We start from the raw sequence: 23,571 nt of genomic DNA on the forward strand, positions 1-23,571 counted from the left end.
GTGGACGCGGCCGACCCCTGGCTCTGTCCCGTGGGACAGCCGGGGGGAGGTGCGTCAACTGACGCTCCTTCGGGGCCGGCTCGCGTCGTCGGCTCCGGTGCGCGCGAGGGCTCAGGCCCCCGGAACTCTCTCGTTCGAGTTCAGCCACAGCGACAGGATCTTGCGCAGCTCGTCGCGTTCGACGCGGAGCAGGTCGTTCTCCAGACGCAGCTGTTCCAGCGGGTCGGGGGTGGCGGAGTTCTGCGAGGTCCGTGCGAGCAGCGCGACACCGGCCGGCCGGCCGTGCCGGCCGGGTACGCGAGGCGGCGGGGGCGCGAGGACGTTGCCGGCGGGGGTCGCCACCGGGGAGAGCCGGCCGACCAGGATCGACTGGTGCAGGACGTGCAGGTCGTGCGCCGGTTCGATGCCGAGGTCCTCGGAGAACCGGGTCCTGACGGTGCGGAAGGTCTCCAGGGCGTCGGCCTGGCGGCCCGAGTGGTACAGCGCCAGCATCAGCTGGGCGCAGGCCCGTTCGCGGAACGGGTTCTCGGCGACGAAACCGGTCAGGTCGCCGATGATCTGCTGATGGCGGCCCAGCTTCAGCGCGATGTCGAAGTACTCCTCCTTCACCGTCAGCCGGTCCTCGTTGAGCCCGACGACGAGGGGGGCCAGCGCCCTGCTGTCGAGCCCGGCCGCGACCGGGCCGTGCCACAGCGAGAGCGCGGCCTTGAGCAGCCCCTCGGCGCGCTCAAGCCGGTTCTCGCGGACCATGGACCGCCCCTGGGCGACCAGCTTCTCGAACTTGAACAGGTCCAGCGCGTCCTCGTCGCGCACCCTGATCCGGTAGCAGGAGGGGTGCGTCTCGATCACGCTGTCGTGTTCCCGCCCCGGAGCAGGCGGCGGAGGCCGGAGACACAGATGCGCACCTGGCCGTGGGCGGAGGCGGGCGGTGCGTCGTCCCAGATCGCGTCGACCAGGCGCCCGAGTGTGACCACCTGGTTCGTCTGGAGCAGCAGCGCCACCAGTAACTTCTGTCTTCTTATGCCGCTGATTTCAATTTGTTCGTCGCCGTCCGTCACGAGCAGCGGGCCGAGTATTCGGAAAACGTAGTCATGGCGCATATCTTTACCCCCCGGTGATGATGTGCGGAAATAACGCGGTGACGAATGCACTGGGTGCATCGGTATAGTTGCCATCCGCCATGCCGAAAAGGGTGATGGCAACTACTCCGGTGTCACGAAATGATTGCTCGGCAGCTCTTTCTCTTCTGGTTCCGCCGGTTCCTACGCGTAGTCGTAGAACTTCGTGTGGTCCAGCAGGTCAGCGGGTGACATCGAATACCAGGGTGCCAGTTCGGTGTGGAGCGACGGGACATCCGGGTGCTCGGTCAGCGGGAGGTAGTGCGGGACGTCCGGATGCGCCTTCTGCCACATCGACCAGAGCTTGTCGATGAAGCAGTGGTGCATGAAGAAGATCGGGTCGTTCGGCGACCCGATGTACAGCATGTGGCCGCCCATCCAGGTGTGGCCCGCCCCGTGCAGTTTGCCCAGGTTCTCCTCCCAGGGGAACTTCGCGTACCCCTCCAGGTGGTTACGCAGGGACTGCGTCTCGCTCCCGTAGCCGGATGTGTAGTTGTAGGGCGGGGTGTCGTAGGCCGTCAGCGCGAGGGTGTCCGCCAGCTCCTTGACCGTCGGCAGGGCGGGGTTCACGGTGCCGATGTCGCGTACGAGGTAGTCCCGGTCGTCCGCGGTGTAGTTGCCGTTGAACGCCGGGTGCTCGTCGCCGACCGGAACGACGCTGACGTTGAGCTTCCACCCGTTGCAGCGGGCGAAGGGGCCGGTCATGACCTTCCGGTCACCGGGCCGGCCGTTGCCGCCCATGAAGGTGTCGGCCCACAGCGGCGAGTCCAGGCTCTGGTCCTTGGTCCAGTCCCAGTAGGGGATCGTGACGGTGGGGTCGACGCGCTGGAGCGCCTTCTCCAGGACCAGGAGGTACTGGCGGTGCCACGGGAACAGGCCCGGGCTCATGTGGCCCCAGCGCTTGCCCACACCCCCGTCCTTGTCCAGGTAGTCGCCGGAGTTGATCTGGATGTGTATCCGGACCAGCTCGTCGTAGACACCGATCTCCTTCACCCTGCGCAGCGCGCGGATGAAGCGTCTCTTCTCGGCGGCGGTCATGTCGAGGTGGTTCTTCCGGACGTGCGCCATGGGGTGTCTTCTCTCTCGGGTCACGGGCGGATCAGGCGTGGTGGGTGCCGGAGGGCAGGAGGTTCGCCCCGCGCAGCTCGTCGACGGCCTGGCGCCCGGCGGCCAGCGGCGTGGGCTCGATCCGGTAGTGGCACATCGCGCTGAGATAGGCGTCCTCGCCCAGCTTCATGAGGTGCAGCGGCCTGTCGTCTATGCGCACCGTTCCGGCGGCCCTGGAGACCGTGATCGTGCGGCCCTTGTACGTCTCGGTGTAGAGGTCCTGGGGCTCGTCGGCCGCCTGGTCCCGGGCCGCGTCGTGCGCGGCGACCCAGCTCTGGCCCGCGTGGATGACGGTGACCGGCACCGCCGCGACAGCGGTGCCCGCTATGCCCTTTATCACATTACGTCGTCTCATTTGCGTCCTTTGATTGACAACCGATGACTGAACGGTTAATCTCCCCGGCCAGCTTTCCAGCGGGGCGTATCGGCGGGATATTGCCCGGGTGGAGGCATGGCTGACCGACGCCGCTCCACTCCGGGCGGGGACTCAGCCGCGCGGCGGCCGTGGCGGGATGTTGTGGTTGAAGCGGAAGAGGTTGTCCGGGTCGGCCACGGCCTTGATCCCGGCCAGCCGGGCGAAGGTGGCCGGCTCGTAGCCGCTCTCGGTGAGGTGCGCGGTGTCGGGGCTGGCCAGGAAGTTGAGGTAGCGGAGTCCCGTGCCCCACGCCGCCATGCCGTCCACCACCAGCGGGGGCGGTCGTCGGGGAGCGAGAGGGTCGAGAGCGCGAACGCGGCGTCCCGGTGGCCGACGGCGTTGGGCACCTCGGGCGCCCGGCCGGCCGCGCCGCCCAACTGCCGCAGCTCCACGGTCAGATCGATGCAGTCGGCCCCCGGCCCGGCCAGCTGGAGCAGCGCGTCCACCGCCGCCTCGTCCAGCACGCGGAGCATCATCGACCGCTCGTTGTACGGAATCGGCTCGGTCGGGTCCTGGTGGATCTCCCCGGACCGGCTGTACGGCATGTCGGCCAGGGTGTCGACGACCAGCGGGCCCGCGGTGCGCAGCGGCGCCACCAGCCGCTCCCCGTCATCGGCGGAGCCCAGGTGCGCGATCCGGACGTGCACCGTCAGCCGGCCGCGCAGGAAGGGCGGGATCGCCTCGATGTCCGGCATCCGCAGCAGAGCGAGCGAGGACGTCAGCTCCTCCGGCACGGTCGCGGTCCACTCACGCCAGGCGTGCACCACCTCCGCGGACGCCTCGCCCGCGAAGAACAGCCCGCCCCCGTAGAGCCGTGACACCGGCACCAGCCGGAACTCGATGGCGGTGACCACTCCGAAGTTGCCCTTCCCGCCGCGCACGGCCCAGAAGAGGTCGGTGTCCTGGTCCGCGGTGGCGCGGTGCGACCGCCCGTCGGCGGTGACGATCTCGACGGCGGTGACCAGGTCCGCGGCGTAGCCGTATCTGCGCGCCATCAGGCCGAGCCCGCCGCCGATGGTGTATCCGACCACCCCGGTGAGCGGGGAGGAGCCGCTGAGCGGGGCGAGACCGTGCTTCGCGGCCGCCTGGATCACCTCGAACCACTGGGTACCGCCCTCGACCCTCGCGGTCCTCGCGACGGGGTCGATGCTCACACCCCGCAGCCTGCGGGTACTGATCAGCAGCCCGCCGGAGGCCGGGAGGGAGGGGCCGTGGCCGGTGGCCTGGACCGAGACCGGCAGGTGCCGGGCCGCGGCGAAGGAGACGGCCTCGCGCACGTCCGCCGCTCCGCTCACGAGCGCGATCAGGTCCGGGTCGTGCTCGGTGATCGAGTTGAAGCCCTCGAGTTCCCGGGCGAAGTCGACGTCCCTGGCACGCAGGACCCGCCCCCGGAGCCGTTCGGAGAGCTCTGCCGCCGCCGACCGCGCGACGCTCTTGCCTGTAGTCATCCTCAGTCCTCCCGGAACCCGTCCGTCTGTCGGGATGCGAGGAATCTGCCAACGCGGAGGGCCGGGGACCATCCCCCGTTTGAGGCGGATGTCACGGCCGGCGGGACGACGCGGTGAGCCCGGAGCATCCGGGATGCTCCGGGCTCACCACATGCCCCTGCCTCATCCCCGGACGATGGCCTGCTCCCAGTCCTCCCCGGGCCCGAACAGCTTCCGCGGCTTCATGGCGTCCAGCCGCTGCGCCAGCAACGACTTGGGCACCAGCGTGCCTTCGGGCACCGCGCTCACCGCGCAGCGCACCTCCAGCTCCGCCTCGACGGACGCCTTGAGCAGCGCGGCGGCCTCCCCGCCGTCCGCACCGGGCACCTCGATCTCGACGACCAGCCGGTCCCGTTCGGCCCTGGCCCGCCAGAACAGCACGCCGTACGCCGCCGGAAGCCGGAACACGAGCTCCTCCACCTGGATCTGTCCGAGCCGCAGCCCGCCGACCGTGTAGCCCTGGCCGAGCCGGCCGAGTACCCGTACGGTCGGCAGCTTCCAGCCGCACGGGCAGTCCTCGTACCGCAGGTCCACCAGGTCTTCGAGGTTGTAGCGCAGCAGCGGCATCGCCTCGCGGTACAGCGGGGTGATGACCAGCTGCCCGGTGCCGTCGGCGGTGATCTCACCGGTCTTCGGGTCGTAGATCTCCGGCAGGATGCGGTCGGCCCAGAAGTGCATCCGGCCGTGCGGGCAGTCACTGGCCAGCGGGCCGACCTCGGTGCAGCCGTACTCCTCGATGACCGGGGCACGCCAGATCTCCTCGATCCTGCGCCGCCGCGCGCTGCTGATCGGCTCGCCCGCCACGTACAGCGCCCGCAGCGCCGCGAAGGAGTCCGCGGGGTAGCCGGCCGCCTTGGCCGCCGCGACCCACAGCAGGCTCTCGCTCGGAGTCGACCAGGTCAGAGTCACCTCCAGGTCGCGCAGGAGGCGCACCACCCGCGAGTAGGGGACGGCGAGCGAGCGGCAGTCCCCGGGGACGACGGTCGCGCCGCTGCGCATGGCGGCCCAGTGGGCCATGTGCCCGGCGAGCACCAGCCCGTAGGGGATACGGACGAGCATGGTGTCCCCGGGACCGATGGGCACGGTCTTGCGGACGAACCGGTCGGCCAGATCGGTCCACTCCGCCTCGGTGAAGTAGGCGGGGGTGGGGTTTCCGGTACTGCCGCTGGACTCGTGGTACGTGGACAGGCGCTCCCTGGGCACGGCGAGCATGCCGAAGGGGTAGCTGTCGCGCAGGTCCGACTTCCCGGTGAGACCGATCGCGGACAGCGCCTGGCCGGCCTCCAGGCGCCCTTCGTAGAAGGGTGAGCGGCGGGCGTGGTGGAGCGCGGGGGCGATCCGCTCCCGCTGGTGCGCCCGCAGTTCGTCGAACGTCGTCCAGTCGCCGATGGCCGGCAGCCCGCCGACGGAGCCGGCCGGTCCGGTGGTCAGGGAGACGGTCACAGGGCGGCTCCGGCGCGCGCCGCCTCGGTGATCGCGCCTGAGGAGATCATCTCGACGACCGCGGTGATGTCGCAGTCCATCTGCCGGTCCTTGGCGGCGAAGGAGACCTCCTTGCGGATGCGCGCGTGCACGGCCTTGGTGCGGGGGCTCATCTCCTCGACACCGCGCAGCTCGACGGCCTGGCAGGCGGCGAGGAGGTGGATGGCCGCGACCTCACGGGCCAGCTCGATGACGGTACGGGCGTCACGGGCCGCGATCGGAGCCATGCTGACCTTGTCCTGGTTGTGCGCCTCCGTGGAACGGGAGAACGTGCTGGCGGGGCCCGCCTGCTTGAGCGCCTCGGCGGTGAGCGCGGAGCACGCGATCTGCATCCCCTTGAAACCGTGCTGGAGCCCGGCCTCGGTGTCGTCGTCGTCCACCCGGGCGATCAGGTTCGGGGTGAGGCCGTTGTTGAACTTCTCGTCCACCAGGAGCGCGAGCTGACGGTCGAGCAGGTCGGCGATCCCGGCGACGGCCGTCTTCAGCCCGTCCATCGCGGTGACGACATGGCCGCCGTAGAAGTTGCCACCGCTGTACACGGCACCCGTGGACGGGTCGAAGAGCGGATTGTCGCTGGAGGAGTTGATCTCCACCGTCATCCATGTGCGGACCCAGTCGAGCATGTCCCGCAGCACCCCGGTGACGTGCGGGGCGCAGCGCAGCGAGTAGCGGTCCTGGATGCTGCGGGTGAGCTTCTGGTAGTGCCGGCCGTCCAGCGGGTCGTTGAGACCGACGACCTGGTCGTACGTCATCGCGAGGGCGGAACCCTCCAGCAGGTCGTGGATGAGTGCGGCGCTTGCGCGCTGGCCGTCGTGCGGCTTCTCGTCGTGGATGAACGGCGCGTAGTGGCCCCGGTTGCCGAGCATGCCCTCACTGGCCAGCGCGGTGCAGATGTCGGCCACCTCGGCGAGCTCGGCCGCCGCCTCGGTGTTCAGGACGGCGAAGGCGGAGCTGAAGGAGGTGCCGTTGATCAGGGCGAGCCCGTCCTTGGCCTCCAGCATCACGGGTTCGAGCCCCAGCTCGGCGAAGACGTCCGCGGCCTGGCGGGTCTCCCCGCGGTGGCGCACCTTGCCCTCGCCCGTGAGCGCGTAGGCGAGGTAGCAGAGCGGGACCAGGTCCCCGCTGGCGCCGACCGAGCCGCGCTCGGGGATGACCGGCAGGATGTCGTGCCTGATGAAGTCGAGGAGCCGCTCCACGACGGGGATGCTGACCCCGGAGTTGCCCCGGGCCAGGCAGTTGGCGCGGATCAGCAGGGTCGCCCGCACGACCTCGTCGGAGGCGAGCGGGCCGGTGCCGTTGAGGTGGTAGCGGATCAGTTCGGTCTGTAGCCGCGCGGTCTTCTCCGGCGAGATCTGCCGGTTGACGCTGTCACCGAAACCGGTCGTCACCCCGTAAATGGGCTTTCCGGTCCTGAGGATTTCCAGCTTCAGGTTCCGGGACGCGTTCATCGCCTGCAACGCGTCGTCGGAGACCGAGAATTCCGAACCCTCACGGCACGCGGCGGCCACGGCCTGGCCGATGGTCAGCCCGCGCCCGTCAATCTTCATGGTCGTCACTTGTGGACACCTCTCTCACCCGGTTTCCCACGAGTCTCGACCACTGATGTTTCCCGTCGATATCCGGACGCGGGGTGCGTGATATCCGGACGAGATCCCGAAGATACCCGCGCTCTTCAGGGTTGATTCAAGACCGGCACGGAGAAAGAGGAAACCCCATGATCTCCAACGGCGCGTTCGGCAGGCAGCTCCGCCTGCGGCGCCTCTACCGAAACGATTCCGAACGGCTGCTGATCGTGCCGCTGGACCATTCGGTGAGCCAGGGGCCGATCACCGGCGGCGCGGGACTCGACGCGCTCGTGGGCCAGTTGGCCACCAACAAGGTGGACGCGATCGTCCTGCACAAGGGCAGCCTCCGGCACGTCGACCCCGCCTGGTTCACCAGTACCGCGCTCATCGTCCACCTGAGTGCCAGCACCGTGCACGCCCCCGATCCGGACGCCAAGTACCTCGTGGCCGGGGTCGAGGAGAGCCTGCGGCTGGGGGCGGACGCGGTGAGCGTGCACGTCAACCTGGGGTCGGACGGCGAGCAGCGGCAGATCTCCGATCTGGCCGCGGTCGCCGACGCCTGCGACCGGTGGAACGTCCCGCTGCTGGCCATGATGTATCCCCGCGGCCCCAGGATCAGCGATCCGCACGACCCGGCGCTGGTGGCGCACGCGGTGTCCCTGGCGGCCGATCTCGGTGCCGACCTGGTGAAGGCCCCGTACGCCGGCTCGGTCGCGGCGATGAAGGAGATCACCGCCTGCGCGCCCATCCCGGTCATCACCGTCGGCGGCCCGCGCAACGACGACGAGGGACGGGTCCTGGCCCACGTCGGCGAAGCGCTGAGCGCGGGCGTCGCGGGTGTGGCCATGGGCCGCAACGTCTTCGAGGCGCCCGACCCCGGCGTCATGGCCGCGAAACTGGCCGACCTCATCCACAGTGAGTGACCTCTTAGGAGCCGTACGCAATGAAGCTCAGTTGGCTGGACATCCGGGACCTCACCGAGGCCAAGAACGCCATAGTCCAGGAGGCGCTGCACCAGCGGCTCGACGGCATCGTCGCCGCTGATCCGGCCGGCCTCGCCGGTCTCCCCCGACCGTCACCAAGGTGCTCTTCCCCCGCGGCAAGGCCCTTCCGGAGGACTTCGGCGAGGCCACCGTGGTCATCGTCGACCCGGCGTTCCACCACGTCACCCCCGCCGAGCTGGCGCTCGAACACCCGGATGTGGAGTTCGGCCGGTTCGTGGAGATCCTGGACGCGCAGACACTGGAGGACGCCTGCCAGTCGGCGCGCACCGAGCGGTGGAGCCTGCTCCAGTTCCGAGACCCCACCAAGATCCCGCTGGAGATCGTCATCGCGGCGTCCGCCGCCTCCAGCGGCAGCCTGATCACGGTGGCGGCCGACGTCGAGGAGGCCGAGATCATCTTCGGTGTGCTCGAACTCGGCTCGGACGGGGTCATGATGGCGCCGCGCAAGGTCGGCGACGCGACGGCCCTGAAGAGCGTGGTGAACGCCGACACCCCCGACCTCGCCCTGGTCGAGCTGGAGGTCGTCAGCACCGAGCACGTCGGCATGGGCGAGCGGGCCTGCGTCGACACCTGCACCTACTTCCGCAAGGACGAGGGCATCCTGGTGGGGTCGCACTCCAAGGGCATGATCCTGTGCGTCAGCGAGACCCATCCGCTGCCGTACATGCCGACGCGCCCGTTCCGGGTGAACGCCGGTGCCATCCACTCGTACACCCTGTCCAAGGACGGCCGCACCAACTACCTCAGCGAGCTGAAGGCGGGCAGCAAGATCGTGGCCTCCGACGTCGAGGGCCGCACCCGGCTCGTCACCGTCGGCCGGGTCAAGATCGAGACCAGGCCGCTGATCTCGGTGAACGCGGTCTCCCCGGACGGCCGTGAGGTCAACCTCATCCTCCAGGACGACTGGCACGTACGGGTGCTCGGCCCGGGCGGCGCGGTGCTCAACAGCACCGAGCTCAAGCCCGGCGACAAGGTCCTCGGCTTCCTGCCGACGGAGGACCGGCATGTCGGCTACCCGCTCGACGAGTTCTGCCTCGAGACGTGACGTAGTGGACGCGCTCCTGTTCGTCCCGGTTCGGGTCGGCTCCCTCGGCGGTGAGGTCGCCGCCATCCGGACGGCCCGGCCGGGCCCCGGGCAGGAGCGGGTCGGCCTCGCCTTCACCCGCGAGGAGAGGCTCCACGCGGCGCTGGGCCCCGCCCAGCGGTGGATCCGCCTGTCCCGGCCCGCGCTCCTGGCGCTGCTCCGGCCGATGGGGACAAAGGACGTCCGGATCGACCCGCTCTACGTCGGACCGCAGATGCCGGCGGTGGACCTCCGCCACGACGGGCCCGTGCCGGCCGGAGTGCGGCGGCACGCGCAGTGGCTGCCGGACGAGGTGTGGTGACCGGCCGGCCGTGTCCACGGCCGGCCGGCGGCGGTTCCCCTGGGTCGGAAACCCCCAAGAGGCGTACGGTGATACGTGGTTGGGAGCGGACACGGCCCTTCCCGTCCTCCACCCAGGCGACCCCGGAACGGAGTGCCGGAGCATGTCCACTGTGATCGGCCGCGACGAACTCATCTCACGGGCCGGCCGTGCCGACAGTCCGCAGACGATGTTCAGCACGCTCGCCACGCAGTTGCGCAGGGTGGTTCCCTACGACGCCGCTGTCTGGCGGGCCACGGACCCGGACACCGGGATGATCACGTCTCCGATCCTCGCGGAGAACATCGAGGACCACAGCTGCGCCGTCTACTGGCAGTACGAACTGTTCACGGAGAAGATCAACCTCTTCCGCGACCTGGCGCTGGCGCCGGTGCCGGTGGCGAGCCTCTGGGAGAGCACGGGCGGCGAGCCGGAACGCAGCGCGCTCTACCGGGGCTTCCTGGCGCCGCGCGGAGTGCACGACGAGCTGCGGGCGGTCCTGCGGGTGGACGGCAGGCCGCACGGTTACGTCAGCCTGTTCCGCGAGAAGGGGAGGGCCGCCTTCACCGGGGTGGAGCGCAGGTTCATCGAGGAGCTGGGCACGCCGATCGCGCGCCGGCTCAGGTCGTACGCCAAACACCGCCCCGAGCCGTCCCTCGGCGGTCTGACGGGTCCCGGACTCCTCCTCTTCGACACCGGGGGCGCCCTCATCTCGGCCAACGACGACGCGCGGCGGTATCTGGAGGAGATGCCCGCGGGCCCCACCTCGCTCACCGCCCTCGGCATCCGCATACCGCTGTGGGTGCACGGCACCGCGATGCGGGCCCGGGCCATCGCGGAGAGCGGCGGCGGCGACACCGCGCGGATCAGGATGCGCAGCCTGACGGGCCGCTGGCTGGTCTGCCACGCGTCCTGCCTGCGGGACGCCGACGGCCGGCCCGGCGTCTCCGCGGTCATCATCGAACGTGCTCCGATCTCCGACGTCACCGCGCTCATCGTGCAGGCGTACGAACTGTCCGAACGGGAGCTGGAGGTCACGCAGTGCGTGGCGCGCGGCCTCTCCACCACCGGGATCTCCGAGGAACTCCACCTCTCGCCGCACACGGTGCGCGACCACATCAAGGCGATCTTCGAGAAGCTCGGCGTGTCCAGCCGTGGTGAGCTGGTCGGCAACCTGTTCACCGAGTACTACGAGCCGCTCCCCGCCGGGTCCACCGGCCGAAGGCCGTAGGCACCGCACCGGACCGGAGCCCGGCAGAGGGGTTCCCAACGCCGCGGAAGCGGTCCACGATTGTCCTCCTCGACTCGCGCGGGAGGCGCCGCCGTGCGCGGTCCGGCGCGGCCCGGTATGGAAGGATCTGCCGGAGTACGTCACTCGGGGGCAGCGCCCGCAGAGGTCACCGGACTAGGAGCACCCGTCATGGACTTCGGCCTCGTCCTCCAGACCGATCCGCCCGCATCGGCCGTCGTCGGCCTGATGCGCCGCGCGGAACGCAACGGGTTCCGCTACGGCTGGACCTTCGACTCCACGGTGCTCTGGCAGGAGCCGTTCGTCATCCACAGCCGCATCCTGGAGCACACCGAGCGGCTGATCGTCGGCCCGATGGTCACCAACCCGTCCACCCGTGCCTGGGAGGTCACCGCCTCCACCTTCGCCACCCTCAACGAGATGTACGGCAACCGGACGGTGTGCGGTATCGGACGGGGTGACTCGGCGATGCGGGTCGCGGGCCGCGGGCCCACCACCCTGGCCCGCCTCGGCGAGTCGATCGACGTCATCCGCGACCTCGCCGAGGGGCGCGAGGCGACCGTCGACGGGCAGCCCGTGCGCATCCCGTGGATCAAGGGCGGCCGGCTGCCGGTCTGGATGGGCGCGTACGGTCCGAAGGCGCTCGCCCTGGCCGGACAGAAGGCCGACGGCTTCATCCTCCAGCTCGCCGATCCGTACCTCACCGAGTGGATGGTCAAGGCCGTACGCCGGGCGGCGTCCGAGGCCGGCCGGAACCCGGACGACGTCACCGTCTGCGTGGCCGCCCCCGCCTACGTGAGCGACGACCTCGACCACGCGCGCGACCAGTGCCGCTGGTTCGGCGGCATGGTCGGCAACCACGTCGCCGACCTCGTCGCGCGCTACGGCGAGCACTCGGATCTGGTGCCCGGGGCGCTCACCGCGTACATCGCGGGGCGGACCGGCTACGACTACAGCCACCACGGCCGCACGGGCAACCCGGACACCGCGTTCGTCCCCGACGAGATCGTCGACCGGTTCTGCCTGCTCGGCCCGGCCGAGGCGCACATCGAGAAGCTGCGGGTCCTGCGTGACCTGGGCGTCGACCAGTTCGCCCTCTACGACATGCACGACGCGCGCGAGGCGACCATCGACGCCTACGGCTCCGTCGTCATCCCCGCGCTCTCCGACTGAGCCGCGCACCGCCCCGGAGGGGAGCAGGGAGCCCTCCCGGCCGGAGAACCGGAGAAGGCGCCGGCCGCGCCGGCCGAGGAGTCCCGCGCTGTCGTGCCACGCCCGCCTCCTTCGCACTCCTCCGCGAAGCTCTGGCCGGGGGCGTGCCCGGGCGTGAACTCCGCGCCCCGGAGGCTGCGCCGGGCCAGAGCCGGGCGCGCGGCGGTCGATTGACGGGGGCGCGCGGGCATCGGTAACCTCAAGGTACATTTGCTTTGGAAGCAAACCAACTTTCGCCGGAGGCCGCTCATGCCCGTTCCCCAGGACATCGACAGTCAGGCCGCGGGGCGACAACTGCTCACCGGCCACCGGGAACTGCGCGCCCAGCTCGCGGAGTTGCGGGCCTCCCTCGACGAGACGGGCGGCCCCGGCGCGGTCCGCGACGCCGGAGCCAACGCCGCGCTCATCCAGCAGTTGCGCGCCCGCTGCCTGGAGTACTGCCTGGGGCTGCACCACCACCACACCATGGAGGACAGCGCCTTTCCCGTCTTCGAGCAGCGCTACCCCGAGATCGCCCCCGTCATCGAGCGGCTCCGCGAGGAGCACCGGCAGGTGGCCGCGGGGCTCGAACGGCTCGGCAAGCTCGTAGCGGCCGACGACGGCCAGGACGTCACCTGGCTGAAGGAGGAACTGGAGCGGACCGTGGCCGGCCTCGAGGAGCACTTCCGCTACGAGGAGACGCACCTGCTCCCCGCCCTCGGCGTCATCGTGCCGCCCACGACCTGAGAGCCGGTGGGCGAGGACGGTCGGGTACCGTGTCCGACCTGGACTGGAGGTGACCGTGGCAGAGGCCGAAGAGGTGCCGGGGGAGCGGGGCGCGGAAGACCGTCTCACCACGGATGACGCGGTCCGCGCGATGCTGCTCACCATGCCGCGGCTGATCTCGCGGGCCAAGCGGACACCGGTGCCTGAGCAGCTCCGTTCACTGCGGCTGGCGCCCAGGCACCTGTCCCTGCTGTCCTGCCTGCTCTTCGACGGGCCCACGCCGGTCAAGGACCTGGCCGCCCGGCTCGAAGTCGCACCGACCACCGTCAGCCTGATGGTCAGCGACCTCCAGCGCCAGGGTGTCGTCGACCGCCGCCCCGACCCCGGCGACCGCAGGCGCAGCATCGTCTCGATCAGCGAGGACCCCGCCACGCGCGGGGCCGTCGACGCCTGGCTGGCCAGCAGCGCCCGGGCGTGGCACCAGGTACTCGACGGCCTCAGCCCTCAGGAGCGCGCCACCGTCGTGCGCGTCATCCACGGTTACGAGGAAGCACTCGCCGCGACGTCATGAGCCGGACCGGCCGTGGGATCGAGGGCCTCGCGCAGCCGCAGGACCGCCGTCGTGAACGAACCCACCCCACGCCGCGTCGCGAGGACCAGGTCCTCCGGTGTGTCCACGTCGAGCCGGAGGCCGCTGTCCGCCGCCGGACCGATCGAGAAGGCCCCGCTCGCGGCGTGCGACCGCGCGGAACCGGCACCGAAGCTCGGTGAGAGCGCGGCGGGCACGAGTGAGGTGAGGACGGTCGTCCCCGTACCGGTGTGGTCGGGGACGAACGTGCGCCGGTGGCGCAGGGCCTGCGCCAGCACCTCCGCCAGCTCCTGCGGGCGCAGCCCCGGCAGATCGGCGGTGAGCACCGCGACCGGCCCCCTCGGGTTCAGCGCCGCGGCCCGGGCGGCGCCCGCCCGTACCGCCGCGTTCAGACCGAGCCCGGGGGTGTCGGGGCAGACGGCGGCGCCCATCGTGCGGGCCTGAGTCGCGGCGAGCGGGTCGGAGGTCACGACCACGACCGTGCGCACGCCCGTCGTGGCCCGTACCGCCCGCAGCGTGTCCAGGAAGAAGGCGTGCGCCAGTTCCCTGCGCCACGGGCCGAGTCCGGCCGCGAGCCGGCTCTTGGCCGAGCTGAACGGCTTGACCGGCAGTACCACCGACCACACGGGGATCAGCCCTCGGCTCGGGCGCGGGCCGTCAGATCGTCGCGCTCGATGACCCGCGACCGGGCCCGCAGCGTGCCGGCCACGCGCACGAGGACGTCGCGGACGAAACAGGTCGGTTCCACCTGTACGGAACCGTCCGAGGACGCGACGGTCACCGTCGCGTAGTAACTGGTGGAGACGGTGCCGTCGTCCGCCTCCTCGACCGTCATCATGTCGAACCAGTGCCGCGGCTGCGCGCCGCCGAACCGGCCCGCCGCGGCCCGGGCGGCCGTCTCGATGGCCTCGGGGCCGCGCAGTCCGCCGCCGCCCGCGGGGGCGAACACCGAGTCCTGGGAGAAGGAGGCGGCGAACCCGCCGAAGTCGCCCCCGTCCATGCGGTGCATCTGGCGGGCGTAGAACTGGGTCACCTCGACGTACAGTTCCGGCGAGGGGATCTTGGGTCCGGGAGTCTCGTCAGTGGTCATGGACCGATGCTGGGCGCCACGGCTGGAGGCGGGATCGAGGGGCGGCGGAGCGGCGGCTGTCCGGCCGGTGTCGAGCCGGTCTCCACCCCCCGTCGAGTGCCCGCGCACACTGTGTTCCGCATGGCCGACTTCACCATCACAGAGTTCCGCGACGTCGTGAGCGCATGCTTCGGCGGAGCCACCGGCGAGGAGATCAAGGACTCCACGCTGGACACCGAATTCACCGACCTGGGGTTCGACTCGCTGACCGTGTACGAGATCGTCCTTCGCATCCAGGACGACTTCGGCGTCAGCATCCCCGACGAGGAGCTCGACGAGCTCAAGACCCCCGCCTCCCTCATCCAGCACGTCCGCGGTCAGCTCACCGCGGCCTGACCCCCGCACTCCGCGAGCCGGGCGAGCGCCTCGGCGAAGGCCCGCTCGTCCCCCGGACCACCGCAGTCCCGGCCCCGGGCCAGCAGGGGTACGACCTCGCTGGCACCTTCCCGCACCGCGGGATGGTGCCGGGCGGGGGCGCCCAGGCTGCCGTCCGCCGAGCCGTCGAGCAGCAGCAGCCCCGGCCGCCGCCCCCAGGTGTCCAGCAGATGCTCCAGGGCGGGCCAGTACCGCACAGGGGTGGCCAGCTGACCACCCCAGAAGTGCGGGTCCCGGGCCTCCCGCGCGGTCACCGGGGCGCCGGTACGGGACGAGACCACCGTGACCCCCGCCCTGGGGGCCCGCGGCCCGAAGGCCAGCAGAGCCTCACCGGAACGCCGGGCCGTGCTCTCCATGACCGGGCTGTGGAAGGCATGACCGGAACGCAGCGCGCGCACGATCCGCCCGCCGGCGCGCAACCGCTGCGCCGTGTCCGCCAGCTCCTTCGCGGGGCCCGCCAGCACGGTCTGGCGCGGACCGTTGAGCGCGGCGACGGCCACCCCGGGCCCGAGGTCCGCCGACAGCTCCCGCGGGCTGCCGGCCACGGCGAGCATCGCGCCGTGGCCCGCGTCCGTCAGGACCCCGGCCCGGGCCGCGGCGAGCGCTCCGACGTCCGCCGCGTCGAACACCCCCGCCAGGCAGGCCGCCGCGAGCTCGCCCACGCTGTGCCCGAGCAGCAGGTCGAGACCGCCGCCCGCAGCGCCCACGGACCGTCCCAGCGCGTACCCCACCCCCAGCAGCAACGGCTGCGCGACGGTGGCGTCGTCCATGGCCGGATTCGGGGCCGGCCGCAGCCACGCCGCCCGCAGCGCCGGCCCGTGCCCACCCAGCCGGTCGAAGAACGTGTCCATGGACGCCGTGAACTCCGCACGCCCGCCGTAGAGTCCGGCGGCCATGCGCTCACGCTGCGCCCCCTGGCCCGGCAGCAGCAGCACACGTCGGCGTAGCTCCACAGTGCCTCCCCCTCCGTCCGCCGGCTCCTCCGGCGGGCGGGCCGAGCCTCGCCCCGCCGTCTCGACGAGGAGTGGACCGGCGGTGGACCCGCCGTTTCGGGGCGCCAGTCGTATTCGAGCGGTGGTCGAGGAGCGGCACCGACAGTCGGAAGCAGCCGAACGAGGGGCAGAACAGTGAACCGAAGTGTCGCAATCACCGGAATCGGCGTCATCGCGCCGGGTGGGGTGGGGAAGAAGGCGTTCTGGGACCTGCTGGTCTCGGGCCGCACCGCCACCCGTACGATCTCCTTCTTCGACCCCTCCCGCTTCCGCTCCCAGGTCGCCGCCGAAGTCGACTTCGATCCACAGCGGTACGGGCTCAGCCCGCGGGAGGCCCGACGGCTCGACCGGGCAGCACAGTTCGCCGTCGTCAGCGCCCGGGAGTGCCTGGCCGACAGCGGCCTGGAATTCGTGAAGCTCGACCCGCACCGCACCGGTGTCAGCATCGGCAGCGCGGTCGGAGGCACCACCAGCCTGGAGCGCGAGTACCTCGTCCTCAGCGACAGCGGAAAGCTGTGGGAGGTCGACAGCGACTACGTGTCGCCGCATCTGTTCGACGCCTTCGTCCCCAGCTCCCTGGCCGCCGAGGTCGCGTGGACGGTCGGCGCCGAGGGACCCGCCACGGTGGTCTCCACCGGATGCACCTCCGGGCTCGACTCGGTGGGATACGCCCGCGACCTCATCGCCGAGGGCACCGTGGACGTCATGATCGCCGGTGGCGCCGACACCCCGATCTCACCCATCGCCGTCGCCTGCTTCGACGCGATCAAGGCCACCACTCCGCGCAACGACGACCCCGAGCACGCCTCGCGGCCGTTCGACCGCACCCGCAACGGATTCGTCCTGGCCGAAGGCGCCGCGATGTTCGTGCTGGAGGAGCTGGAGCACGCCCGGGCCAGGGGCGCCCACATCTACGGGCTGATCGGCGGTTACGCGACCCGCTGCAACGCGTACCACATGACCGGGCTGCGCCCGGACGGGACCGAGATGGCCGATGCCATCCGGCACTCGCTCGACCAGGCCCGTCTCGCGCCCGACCGCGTCGACTACGTCAACGCGCACGGCTCGGGCACCAAGCAGAACGACCGGCACGAGACCGCCGCGTTCAAGGAGACCCTGGGGGACCACGCCTACCGGGTCCCCGTCAGCTCCATCAAGTCCATGGTCGGGCACTCGCTCGGGGCCATCGGCTCCATCGAGATCGCCGCCTGCGCCCTCGCCATGGAGAACAGCGCCGTACCGCCCACCGCCAACCTGCACGAGCCCGACCCCGAGTGCGACCTGGACTACGTACCCAACGAGGCCCGCGAACACCGCGTGGACAACGTCCTCAGCGTCGGCAGCGGCTTCGGCGGCTTCCAGTCCGCCATGGTGATCACCCGAGAGGAGACCGCGCGATGACAGCGACGGCCACATCGCCCGCCCCCGGGACGGCCGGGGACACCACCAGGCCGAGCGCCGTCGTCACCGGCATCGGCGTCGCAGCCCCCAACGGCCTCGGTACCGAGGCGTGGTGGCAGGCGACCCTGCGCGGTGAGAGCGGCATCGGACCGGTCACCGACTACGACGCCTCCCGCTACCCCTCCCGGCTGGTCGGCTCGATCACCGGGTTCGACGCCGCCGAGCACATCCCGGGACGGCTGCTCCCGCAGACCGACCGGGTGACCCGCCTCGCCCTGGTCGCGGGCGCCGAGGCGCTCGCCGACGCCGGCGCCGACCCGGCCGAACTCGCCGGCCAGGACGGCTACGGCGACTACTCACTCGGCGTGGTGACCTCGAACGCCACCGGCGGCTTCGGCTTCACCCACCGGGAGATCCGCAAACTGTGGACCGAGGGTCCCCAGAAGGTGAGCGTGTACGAGTCGTTCGCCTGGTTCTACGCGGTCAACACCGGGCAGCTCTCCATCCGCCACAAGCTGCGCGGACCGAGCGGCGTCCTCGTCTCCGAGCAGGCGGGCGGCCTCGACGCCATCGGCCAGTCCCGCCGCACCCTGCGCCAGGGCGTGAAGCTGTCACTGACCGGCGGCATGGACTCCTCCCTCGATCCCTGGGGGCTGACCTCACACATCGCGAGCGGCCGGCTCTCGCGCGGCACCGACCCGGCCACCGCGTACCTGCCCTTCGACGCCCGCGCGGCCGGGCACGTGCCCGGCGAGGGCGGCGCGATCCTCGTACTGGAGGACGCGACCGCGGCCCGGGCGCGCGGCGCACGGGTGTACGGCGAGATCGCGGGATACGCAGCCACCTTCTCACCGAGGCCCGGATCGGGACGCCCGCCCGGCCTCGAACGCGCCGCGCGCCTCGCCCTCGCCGACAGCGGACTGACCCCCGAATCCGTGGACGTGGTCTTCGCCGACGCCGCGGGAACGCCCGCGGCCGACGAGGAGGAGGCCACGGCACTGCGCTCGCTCTTCGGGCCGTACGGCGTGCCGGTCACCGCCCCCAAGACGCTCACCGGCCGGCTGTACGGCGGGGGAGCCCCGCTCGACGTCGCCGGAGCGCTGCTCGCCCTGCGCGACGGGGTGGTGCCGCCCACCGCCGGCATCGGCCGCCCGGTCGCCGGCCACCGGCTCGACCTGGTGCGCGACACCCCCCGCGAAGGACCGCTGCGCACCGCCCTGGTGCTGGCCCGCGGCCACGGCGGCTTCAACGCCGCCGTGGTCGTACGGGCCGCCGGCGCCTCCTGACACCCCGTTCCCTCCCGACACCCGGCCCCGCCTCCCGGCGCCGGCCGGACACCACACACGAGGAGTTGTCCCATGGCAGTCATCACCCTCCACGATCTGGCAGGTGTGCTCACCGAGTGCGCAGGCGCCGACGAGGACGTCGTACTGACCTCCGAGAGCCTGGACGTCACCTTCACCGACCTCGGCTACGACTCGCTCGCCCTGCTGGAGACGGCGGCCACGGTGCAGCAGCGCTACGGCGTCACCCTCTCCGACGACGAGGTCAGCGAGATCACCACCCCCCGGGAGTTCCTCGACCTCGTCAACCAGTCCGCCGTCCAGGCCGCCTGAGGGAAGGGGCCGACACCATGGAGCAGGAACAGCAGACCACCCGGGGCACCGCCGTCGTCACCGGGGCCACCCGTGGCATCGGACGGTCCGTCGCCGAGTCCCTGGGCGCCCTCGGGCACCCGCTCTACCTCTGCGCCCGGGACGGGGAGGCGCTCGCCCAGACCGTCAAGGAGCTGAGGGAGAGCGGCCTCACCGTCGACGGGCAGTCCTGCGACGTCACCTCCGCCGACGCCGTGCGCCAGTTCGTGCAGGCCGCCGTCGACCGGTTCGGACCGGTGGAGGTACTGGTCAACAACGCCGGGCGCAGCGGGGGCGGCGTCACCGCCGAAGTACCCGACGAGCTCTGGTACGACGTCATCGACACCAACCTCAACAGTGTCTTCCTGATCACCAAGCAGGTGCTCACGACCGGCCGCATGCGGGAACTGAAGCGCGCCAGGATCGTCAGCATCGCCTCGACGGGCGGCAAACAGGGAGTCGTGTTCGGCGCCCCCTACTCGGCGTCCAAGCACGGTGTGGTCGGGTTCACCAAGGCGCTCGGCCTGGAGCTCGCCAAGAGCGGCATCACGGTCAACGCCGTGTGCCCCGGCTACGTCGAGACACCCATGGCGGGCAACGTGCGCGCGCACTACGCCCGGATCTGGGACACCACCGAGGACGAGGTCCTCGAGAAGTTCAACGCCAAGATCCCCCTCGGCCGGTACACCGAGCCCGAGGAGGTCGCCGGGATGGTCGCCTACCTCGTCTCGGACGCGGCCGCGGCGGTCACGGCACAGGCGATCAACGTCTGCGGCGGTCTCGGAAACTACTGAGGCGTGCCCGCCCCGAATCCCGGCACACACCCGGACTGAGGAGAAGTACCGCGTGGACACCACGACGCAACCGAGGACCGCGGACAGCCCCACCGGCTCCGCCGAGCACGTCACGGAGCTGGCCGCACCGGCCGACCGCGCCTACGGGCTCATCGAGGACGTGGGGCGCTGGCCGCTGCTCTTCGCGCCCTGCATCTGGTCCCAGGAGCTGGAGCGCACCGATGACGTCCAGCGCATCAGGCTGTGGGCGGTGGTCGGCCTGGAGGTGCGCAGCTGGACCTCGCGCCGGGTACTCGACCCGGCGGCCCGGCGTATCGACTTCGCCCAGGAGAACCCGGCACCACCGCTGACGGCGATGACCGGGCACTGGCGGTTCGAGGACGGCCCGCCCGGCAGGCTGGAACTCGGCCACCGCTGGAGCACGTCAGGCGAACCGAACGCGGTCGACCGGATCGCCGCGGCGCTGGACGCCAACAGCACCGTGGAGATCGCGGCGCTGCGCACCTGGGCGGAACGGCCCCAGGAGCCGGACTCCCTGATCGTGTCCTTCAGCGACCACGAGACGGTCGACGCCCCGGCGGCCGACGTCTACGACTTCCTGTACCGCGCCGACCTGTGGCCCCAGTACCTGCCGCACGTCGCCGGGATAGACGTGGAGACCGTCCCCGCCGGCGAGACGACGGCGGGCGCCGACGTCCAGACGATGGACATGCAGACCTCGGCCGCCGACGGCAGCACCCACTTCACCCAGTCGGTGCGGCTGTGCTTCGGCACCGAACGGATCGTCTACAAGCAGACGACACCGCCGCGCGGTCTGCTGGCCCACTCCGGCGAGTGGCTGGTGACGCGGGGCCCCGAAAGCACCCGGGTCACCGCCCGGCACACCGTGGCGATCGACCCCGAGGCCGTCGAGGAGGTCTTCGGGGCGGGCACCACCACCGCTCAGGCGATGGTGCGCGCCCGCGACATCATCGGCGCGAACAGCAGGGGCACCCTGCGCGCGATGCGCGACCGGCTCGGCGACACGGGCGGTGGCCGGTGACCGCTCCCGCCGAGGCCGGGGCGCCGGCCCGGGCACCCGGCCGGCTGGAGGAGGTGGCCGACGCGACGTACGCCTACATCCAGCCGGAGGGCGGCTGGTGCGTGAGCAACGCCGGAATCCTGCTCGAACCCGGCCGGGGCGGCAGGCCGGTCCTCGTGGACACGGCGGCCACCCTGGCCCGGGCCCGCGCCCTGCGCGCGGCCCTGCACGGCCTCACCCCCGAACGGCCCCGGCTGATCGTCAACACCCACTTCCACGGGGACCACACCTTCGGCAACGCCGAACTCGCGGGGCCTGACACCGTCGTCGTCGCCCACGAGCGCACGCGTACGGAGATGGCGGCGGCCGGTCTCGGGCTGACCGGCCTGTGGCCGTCCGTCGACTGGGGCGACATCCAGCTGATGCTGCCGGAGCTGACGTTCCGTCAGGGACTCACCCTGCACCAGGGCGACCGGGTCATCGAGCTGATCCACCCGGGGCCCGCGCACACCACCAACGACACCCTGGTCTGGCTGCCGCGCGAGCGCGTGCTGTTCGCGGGCGACGTCGTACTGCCCGGCTGCACGCCGTTCGTCCTGATGGGGTCCGTCGCGGGCAGCCTCGACACGCTGCGCCTGCTGCGCGAGCTGGAGCCGCTGACCGTCGTCGGCGGTCACGGACCGGTCAGCGGTCCCGAGGCACTGGCCCACACCGAGGAGTACTTCCTGCGGCTCCAGGAGACCGCGGCCCAGGGCCGGGCCGCCGGGCTCACACCCCTCCAGCTCGCCCGCGAGGCCGGGCCGGGGGAGTTCGCCGGCCTGCTCGATCCCGAGCGGCTGGTGGCCAACCTGCACCGCGCCTACTCCGAACTGGCCGGTGATCCCCTCGGCCACGAGCTGGACGTGATCGGGATCTTCGGCGAGATGGTCGAGTACAACGGCGGTGTCCTGCCCCGCACCCATGCCTGAGCGACCGCCCCCACGGCCTCGCCGGGGCTGTTCGACGGGCTGCTTCCCGACCGGGCGCACGCGGCGGACTGCCTCGGCGACCCGGTCGGGCTGCGTGCGCACCCGGTGGAGGAGGCCGAGCTCGGCGCGGCCGCGGTGGACCGGCGGCGCCGGGAGTTCACCACCGCCCGCTGGTGCGCCCGCAGGGCGCTCGCCGCGGCGGGCGCGCCCGACCCCACGGGCCCGCTGCGGCGCGGACGGCGCGGCGAGCCGCTGTGGCCGGCCGGGTTCACGGGCAGCATCACGCACAGCGCCGACTACCGGGCGGCGGTGGCCGCCCCGGCCCGCCGCGGCGGCGTCCTCGGCATCGACGCGGAGCGCGCCGTGCCGCTGCGGCCCGCGGTGGTGGCGGCGATCGCGTCCGGCGAGGAGCTGGCGCACCTCGCCGCGCTGCCCGCCGTGGCGGGGCTGCCCTGGGAGACGCTGCTGTTCAGCGTCAAGGAGGCGGTCTACAAGGCGTGGAACCCGCTGACGGCCGACCCGCTGACCTTCCGCTCGGTCCGGGTCGCGTTCCTGCCCGGTACCGACCCGGGCCCCGGGGTTCCGGGCGGCCGCGGCGGGAGCACCGGTCATCTGACGGCCGCGCCGGCGGGCCCCGCCCCCGAGGCCGGGCCCGCCCTGCCGGTGCTGTCAGGACGCTACCGCGCCGCCTGCGGGCTGCTGGTCTGCGTGGTCCACAGCAGGCCCTCCGCGTAGGCCAGCGCCGCCGCGTCGAACTGCAGCGCGATGTGCGTCACCGACGCGTTGACGTCCCGCCAGTACCGCTGCAACGGCCGGTCCTCGCTGAACCCCGTCGTCCCGCCGTTCGCCACCAGCCGGTTGACCGCCGACGCCAGCATCCGCACGGCCAGGGCCGTGTCCCGCAGATTGCGCCGGATCTCCTGCGGCGACACGTCCGCGCCGAGGTCGGCGACGCGCGCACACCGTTCCAGCAGCAGCCGGGCGGCGTCCGTCTCCCCCGCCGCGTGCGCGAGCACCCCGGCCAGCGCCTCACGGCTGGGACCTGGCGCCTTGGGGTTCAGCACCGCCGACCGTGCCTTGACCTGTGCGTACGCCGTCCAGTGGCCGAGTGCCCCGTCCGTCGCGCCCAGCAGCGGCGCCGCGAAGGACAGGCCGTTGGAGGCTTCGAGCGGCACCGTGTGACAGGCGGCGCCGGCGGCGACGGGGGTGCCGGTCAGCAGGTCGGCGCGGGCGAAGGAGCGCCGAGCGGGTACGGACAGGTCCGCGACGACCACGGTGTGGCTGCCGGTGGCCCGCATCCCGGCGCTGTCCCACGTCTCCACCACGTCCACCGCGGAGCGGGGCACCGCGAAGACCCGGGGCGCGGCCCCGTCGGGCAGCGTGGCGCACAGCAGCAGCCAGTCCGCGTACGCCACCGCGCTGACGTACGGCCAGCGGCCGGACAGGATGTGGCCGCCCGCCGCGGGGACGGCCTTGCCGAACGGGGAGAGCGAGCCCGCGACCAGTGCGTCGGGGCCCTGCTCCCAGACCTCCCGCTGTCCATCGGCGGGCAGATAGGCGGCCATCCGGCCCAGGTTCGCGGCCAGCGAGGCGCACCAGGCGGTGGCGGGACAGGCCGCGCCGACCCGGGCCACGGCGTCCGTGAGCTCGGCGAAGGTGCCCTCGGTGCCGCCGTGGGCACGGGGCACGAAATGGCGGGCGAACCCGGCGTGCAGCAGCAGTTTGACCACATCGGGGTCGAGCGTGCGGGCTTCCTCCGCCGTCCGTGCTGATGCGGCGGCCTGTCCGGCCAGTTCCTCGGTGTCCAGCATCGTCGTGCCTCCCATGGACCGCATCGTGCGCGGTCTGCGTTCGCGCACCCGTCACCGCCACGCTTGCGCCCGGCGCTGGAAGGCGGCTGGAGACCGGCTCGACAGCGGCC

At 71.9% G+C, this 23,571-nt stretch carries 25 protein-coding genes and 2 pseudogenes; 15 read left to right on the forward strand and 12 right to left on the reverse strand.

Annotated elements, in window-relative coordinates; genetic code table 11:
• Positions 1–111: 111 nt before the first annotated feature.
• The 8 genes and pseudogenes from Sfulv_RS24120 to bagA form a co-directional block, all read right to left on the reverse strand.
• Positions 112–849, reverse strand: coding sequence for an AfsR/SARP family transcriptional regulator (locus tag Sfulv_RS24120; protein ID WP_173316605.1), 738 nt, complete (start codon positions 847–849; stop codon positions 112–114).
• Positions 846–1,100: a winged helix-turn-helix domain-containing protein gene (locus tag Sfulv_RS24125; RefSeq protein WP_173316606.1), complete on the reverse strand. Its 255-nt coding sequence runs from the start codon at positions 1,098–1,100 to the stop codon at positions 846–848. The genes Sfulv_RS24120 and Sfulv_RS24125 overlap by 4 nt, the downstream gene beginning before the upstream one ends.
• Positions 1,101–1,262: 162 nt before the next feature.
• Positions 1,263–2,186, reverse strand: a complete 924-nt coding sequence (gene bagH / locus Sfulv_RS24130) for a bagremycin/ferroverdin biosynthesis o-aminophenol oxidase BagH/FevF (protein ID WP_173316607.1) — start codon at positions 2,184–2,186, stop codon at positions 1,263–1,265.
• A 31-nt stretch (positions 2,187–2,217) separates the two neighbouring features.
• Positions 2,218–2,580 carry a bagremycin/ferroverdin biosynthesis copper chaperon BagZ/FevE gene (bagZ, locus tag Sfulv_RS24135; protein WP_173316608.1) on the reverse strand — a complete coding sequence of 121 codons (363 nt, stop codon included), beginning with the start codon at positions 2,578–2,580 and terminating at the stop codon, positions 2,218–2,220.
• A 132-nt stretch (positions 2,581–2,712) separates the two neighbouring features.
• A complete protein-coding gene (locus Sfulv_RS31575) occupies positions 2,713–2,898 on the reverse strand; it encodes a BBE domain-containing protein (protein ID WP_371874728.1) in 186 nt (61 codons plus the stop codon).
• Positions 2,899–3,614: 716 nt separating this feature from the next.
• Positions 3,615–4,160 (reverse strand): annotated as a pseudogene (locus Sfulv_RS31580) (FAD-binding protein); the annotation flags it as partial.
• A gap of 90 nt (positions 4,161–4,250) precedes the next feature.
• Entirely contained in the window at positions 4,251–5,570 is a 1,320-nt protein-coding gene (gene bagE, locus Sfulv_RS24145) for a bagremycin/ferroverdin synthetase BagE/FevW (RefSeq protein WP_256669082.1), read from the reverse strand.
• Complete coding sequence (gene bagA, locus Sfulv_RS24150; RefSeq protein WP_173318174.1) at positions 5,567–7,156, reverse strand: bagremycin/ferroverdin biosynthesis tyrosine ammonia-lyase BagA/FevW; 1,590 nt, start codon at positions 7,154–7,156, stop codon at positions 5,567–5,569. Before bagA ends, bagE begins: the two co-directional genes overlap by 4 nt.
• A gap of 167 nt (positions 7,157–7,323) precedes the next feature.
• Between bagA and bagB the strand changes: the two genes are divergently transcribed.
• From bagB to Sfulv_RS24185, 7 genes and pseudogenes are all read left to right on the forward strand, one after another.
• On the forward strand, positions 7,324–8,097 hold the full coding sequence (bagB, locus tag Sfulv_RS24155) for a bagremycin/ferroverdin biosynthesis DhnA-type aldolase BagB/FevI (protein WP_173316610.1): 774 nt from the start codon (positions 7,324–7,326) through the stop codon (positions 8,095–8,097).
• Positions 8,098–8,117: 20 nt separating this feature from the next.
• Positions 8,118–9,223: pseudogene (gene bagC / locus Sfulv_RS24160) on the forward strand (bagremycin/ferroverdin biosynthesis 3,4-AHBA synthase BagC/FevH).
• A gap of 4 nt (positions 9,224–9,227) precedes the next feature.
• Positions 9,228–9,563, forward strand: coding sequence for an SAV_915 family protein (locus tag Sfulv_RS24165; RefSeq protein ID WP_173316611.1), 336 nt, complete (start codon positions 9,228–9,230; stop codon positions 9,561–9,563).
• 142 nt (positions 9,564–9,705) lie between these two features.
• Positions 9,706–10,812, forward strand: coding sequence for a LuxR family transcriptional regulator BagY/FevT (gene bagY / locus Sfulv_RS24170; RefSeq protein ID WP_173316612.1), 1,107 nt, complete (start codon positions 9,706–9,708; stop codon positions 10,810–10,812).
• Between the two features lie 189 nt (positions 10,813–11,001).
• Positions 11,002–12,003 carry a TIGR03842 family LLM class F420-dependent oxidoreductase gene (locus Sfulv_RS24175; protein WP_173316613.1) on the forward strand — a complete coding sequence of 334 codons (1,002 nt, stop codon included), beginning with the start codon at positions 11,002–11,004 and terminating at the stop codon, positions 12,001–12,003.
• A 288-nt stretch (positions 12,004–12,291) separates the two neighbouring features.
• The gene (locus Sfulv_RS24180) at positions 12,292–12,768 is read left to right on the forward strand and encodes a hemerythrin domain-containing protein (RefSeq protein WP_173316614.1); all 477 of its coding nucleotides are present in this window, start codon (positions 12,292–12,294) and stop codon (positions 12,766–12,768) included.
• Between the two features lie 130 nt (positions 12,769–12,898).
• Positions 12,899–13,318, forward strand: a complete 420-nt coding sequence (locus Sfulv_RS24185; RefSeq protein WP_173318176.1) for a MarR family winged helix-turn-helix transcriptional regulator — start codon at positions 12,899–12,901, stop codon at positions 13,316–13,318.
• Here the strand turns inward: Sfulv_RS24185 and cofC are convergent.
• Both cofC and Sfulv_RS24195 read right to left on the reverse strand, forming a co-directional pair.
• Positions 13,288–13,962 carry a 2-phospho-L-lactate guanylyltransferase gene (gene cofC, locus Sfulv_RS24190; RefSeq protein ID WP_256669083.1) on the reverse strand — a complete coding sequence of 225 codons (675 nt, stop codon included), beginning with the start codon at positions 13,960–13,962 and terminating at the stop codon, positions 13,288–13,290. The two genes, Sfulv_RS24185 and cofC, sit on opposite strands and share 31 nt — an antisense overlap.
• Positions 13,963–13,967: 5 nt before the next feature.
• Positions 13,968–14,426 carry a nuclear transport factor 2 family protein gene (locus tag Sfulv_RS24195; RefSeq protein WP_173316615.1) on the reverse strand — a complete coding sequence of 153 codons (459 nt, stop codon included), beginning with the start codon at positions 14,424–14,426 and terminating at the stop codon, positions 13,968–13,970.
• Positions 14,427–14,546: 120 nt separating this feature from the next.
• Here Sfulv_RS24195 and Sfulv_RS24200 point away from each other — a divergent pair, with 120 nt between their 5' ends.
• The gene (locus Sfulv_RS24200; RefSeq protein ID WP_069739086.1) at positions 14,547–14,801 is read left to right on the forward strand and encodes an acyl carrier protein; all 255 of its coding nucleotides are present in this window, start codon (positions 14,547–14,549) and stop codon (positions 14,799–14,801) included.
• On the opposite strand, the gene Sfulv_RS24205 is transcribed toward Sfulv_RS24200, so the two are convergent.
• The gene (locus tag Sfulv_RS24205) at positions 14,783–15,793 is read right to left on the reverse strand and encodes an acyltransferase domain-containing protein (RefSeq protein ID WP_256669084.1); all 1,011 of its coding nucleotides are present in this window, start codon (positions 15,791–15,793) and stop codon (positions 14,783–14,785) included. The genes Sfulv_RS24200 and Sfulv_RS24205 overlap by 19 nt on opposite strands.
• Positions 15,794–15,967: 174 nt before the next feature.
• Here Sfulv_RS24205 and Sfulv_RS24210 point away from each other — a divergent pair, with 174 nt between their 5' ends.
• The 7 genes from Sfulv_RS24210 to Sfulv_RS24240 all read left to right on the forward strand — a co-directional run bounded on the left by Sfulv_RS24210 (position 15,968) and on the right by Sfulv_RS24240 (position 22,385).
• Entirely contained in the window at positions 15,968–17,233 is a 1,266-nt protein-coding gene (locus Sfulv_RS24210) for a beta-ketoacyl-[acyl-carrier-protein] synthase family protein (protein ID WP_173316616.1), read from the forward strand.
• Positions 17,230–18,519, forward strand: coding sequence for a ketosynthase chain-length factor (locus Sfulv_RS24215; RefSeq protein WP_173316617.1), 1,290 nt, complete (start codon positions 17,230–17,232; stop codon positions 18,517–18,519). The genes Sfulv_RS24210 and Sfulv_RS24215 overlap by 4 nt, the downstream gene beginning before the upstream one ends.
• A gap of 72 nt (positions 18,520–18,591) precedes the next feature.
• Positions 18,592–18,849: an acyl carrier protein gene (locus tag Sfulv_RS24220; protein ID WP_173316618.1), complete on the forward strand. Its 258-nt coding sequence runs from the start codon at positions 18,592–18,594 to the stop codon at positions 18,847–18,849.
• Positions 18,850–18,866: 17 nt separating this feature from the next.
• Entirely contained in the window at positions 18,867–19,661 is a 795-nt protein-coding gene (locus tag Sfulv_RS24225; protein WP_173316619.1) for an SDR family NAD(P)-dependent oxidoreductase, read from the forward strand.
• Positions 19,662–19,713: 52 nt separating this feature from the next.
• The gene (locus tag Sfulv_RS24230; RefSeq protein WP_173316620.1) at positions 19,714–20,703 is read left to right on the forward strand and encodes an aromatase/cyclase; all 990 of its coding nucleotides are present in this window, start codon (positions 19,714–19,716) and stop codon (positions 20,701–20,703) included.
• Entirely contained in the window at positions 20,700–21,650 is a 951-nt protein-coding gene (locus Sfulv_RS24235; RefSeq protein ID WP_256669086.1) for an MBL fold metallo-hydrolase, read from the forward strand. The genes Sfulv_RS24230 and Sfulv_RS24235 overlap by 4 nt, the downstream gene beginning before the upstream one ends.
• A 105-nt stretch (positions 21,651–21,755) precedes the next feature.
• A complete protein-coding gene (locus Sfulv_RS24240; protein WP_173316621.1) occupies positions 21,756–22,385 on the forward strand; it encodes a 4'-phosphopantetheinyl transferase family protein in 630 nt (209 codons plus the stop codon).
• Here the strand turns inward: Sfulv_RS24240 and Sfulv_RS24245 are convergent.
• On the reverse strand, positions 22,328–23,476 hold the full coding sequence (locus tag Sfulv_RS24245) for an acyl-CoA dehydrogenase family protein (RefSeq protein ID WP_246353220.1): 1,149 nt from the start codon (positions 23,474–23,476) through the stop codon (positions 22,328–22,330). The genes Sfulv_RS24240 and Sfulv_RS24245 overlap by 58 nt on opposite strands.
• Positions 23,477–23,571: the final 95 nt, after the last annotated feature.

Origin of the sequence: Streptomyces fulvorobeus (assembly GCF_013167895.1) — a bacterium.
Taxonomy (GTDB): domain Bacteria; phylum Actinomycetota; class Actinomycetes; order Streptomycetales; family Streptomycetaceae; genus Streptomyces; species Streptomyces fulvorobeus.

Excerpts from the sequence above, each read along its gene's own strand:
- Sfulv_RS24125 (WP_173316606.1), bottom strand. The coding sequence starts at position 1,100 with ATGCGCCATGACTACGTTTTCCGAATACTCGGCCCGCTGCTCGTGACG.
- bagH (WP_173316607.1), bottom strand. The coding sequence starts at position 2,186 with ATGGCGCACGTCCGGAAGAACCACCTCGACATGACCGCCGCCGAGAAG.
- bagZ (WP_173316608.1), bottom strand. The coding sequence starts at position 2,580 with ATGAGACGACGTAATGTGATAAAGGGCATAGCGGGCACCGCTGTCGCG.
- Sfulv_RS31575 (WP_371874728.1), bottom strand. The coding sequence starts at position 2,898 with ATGGCGGCGTGGGGCACGGGACTCCGCTACCTCAACTTCCTGGCCAGC.
- bagA (WP_173318174.1), bottom strand. The coding sequence starts at position 7,156 with ATGAAGATTGACGGGCGCGGGCTGACCATCGGCCAGGCCGTGGCCGCC.
- bagB (WP_173316610.1), top strand. The coding sequence starts at position 7,324 with ATGATCTCCAACGGCGCGTTCGGCAGGCAGCTCCGCCTGCGGCGCCTC.
- bagY (WP_173316612.1), top strand. The coding sequence starts at position 9,706 with ATGTCCACTGTGATCGGCCGCGACGAACTCATCTCACGGGCCGGCCGT.
- Sfulv_RS24175 (WP_173316613.1), top strand. The coding sequence starts at position 11,002 with ATGGACTTCGGCCTCGTCCTCCAGACCGATCCGCCCGCATCGGCCGTC.
- Sfulv_RS24180 (WP_173316614.1), top strand. The coding sequence starts at position 12,292 with ATGCCCGTTCCCCAGGACATCGACAGTCAGGCCGCGGGGCGACAACTG.
- Sfulv_RS24185 (WP_173318176.1), top strand. The coding sequence starts at position 12,899 with ATGCTGCTCACCATGCCGCGGCTGATCTCGCGGGCCAAGCGGACACCG.
- Sfulv_RS24195 (WP_173316615.1), bottom strand. The coding sequence starts at position 14,426 with ATGACCACTGACGAGACTCCCGGACCCAAGATCCCCTCGCCGGAACTG.
- Sfulv_RS24200 (WP_069739086.1), top strand. The coding sequence starts at position 14,547 with ATGGCCGACTTCACCATCACAGAGTTCCGCGACGTCGTGAGCGCATGC.
- Sfulv_RS24215 (WP_173316617.1), top strand. The coding sequence starts at position 17,230 with ATGACAGCGACGGCCACATCGCCCGCCCCCGGGACGGCCGGGGACACC.
- Sfulv_RS24220 (WP_173316618.1), top strand. The coding sequence starts at position 18,592 with ATGGCAGTCATCACCCTCCACGATCTGGCAGGTGTGCTCACCGAGTGC.
- Sfulv_RS24225 (WP_173316619.1), top strand. The coding sequence starts at position 18,867 with ATGGAGCAGGAACAGCAGACCACCCGGGGCACCGCCGTCGTCACCGGG.
- Sfulv_RS24245 (WP_246353220.1), bottom strand. The coding sequence starts at position 23,476 with ATGGGAGGCACGACGATGCTGGACACCGAGGAACTGGCCGGACAGGCC.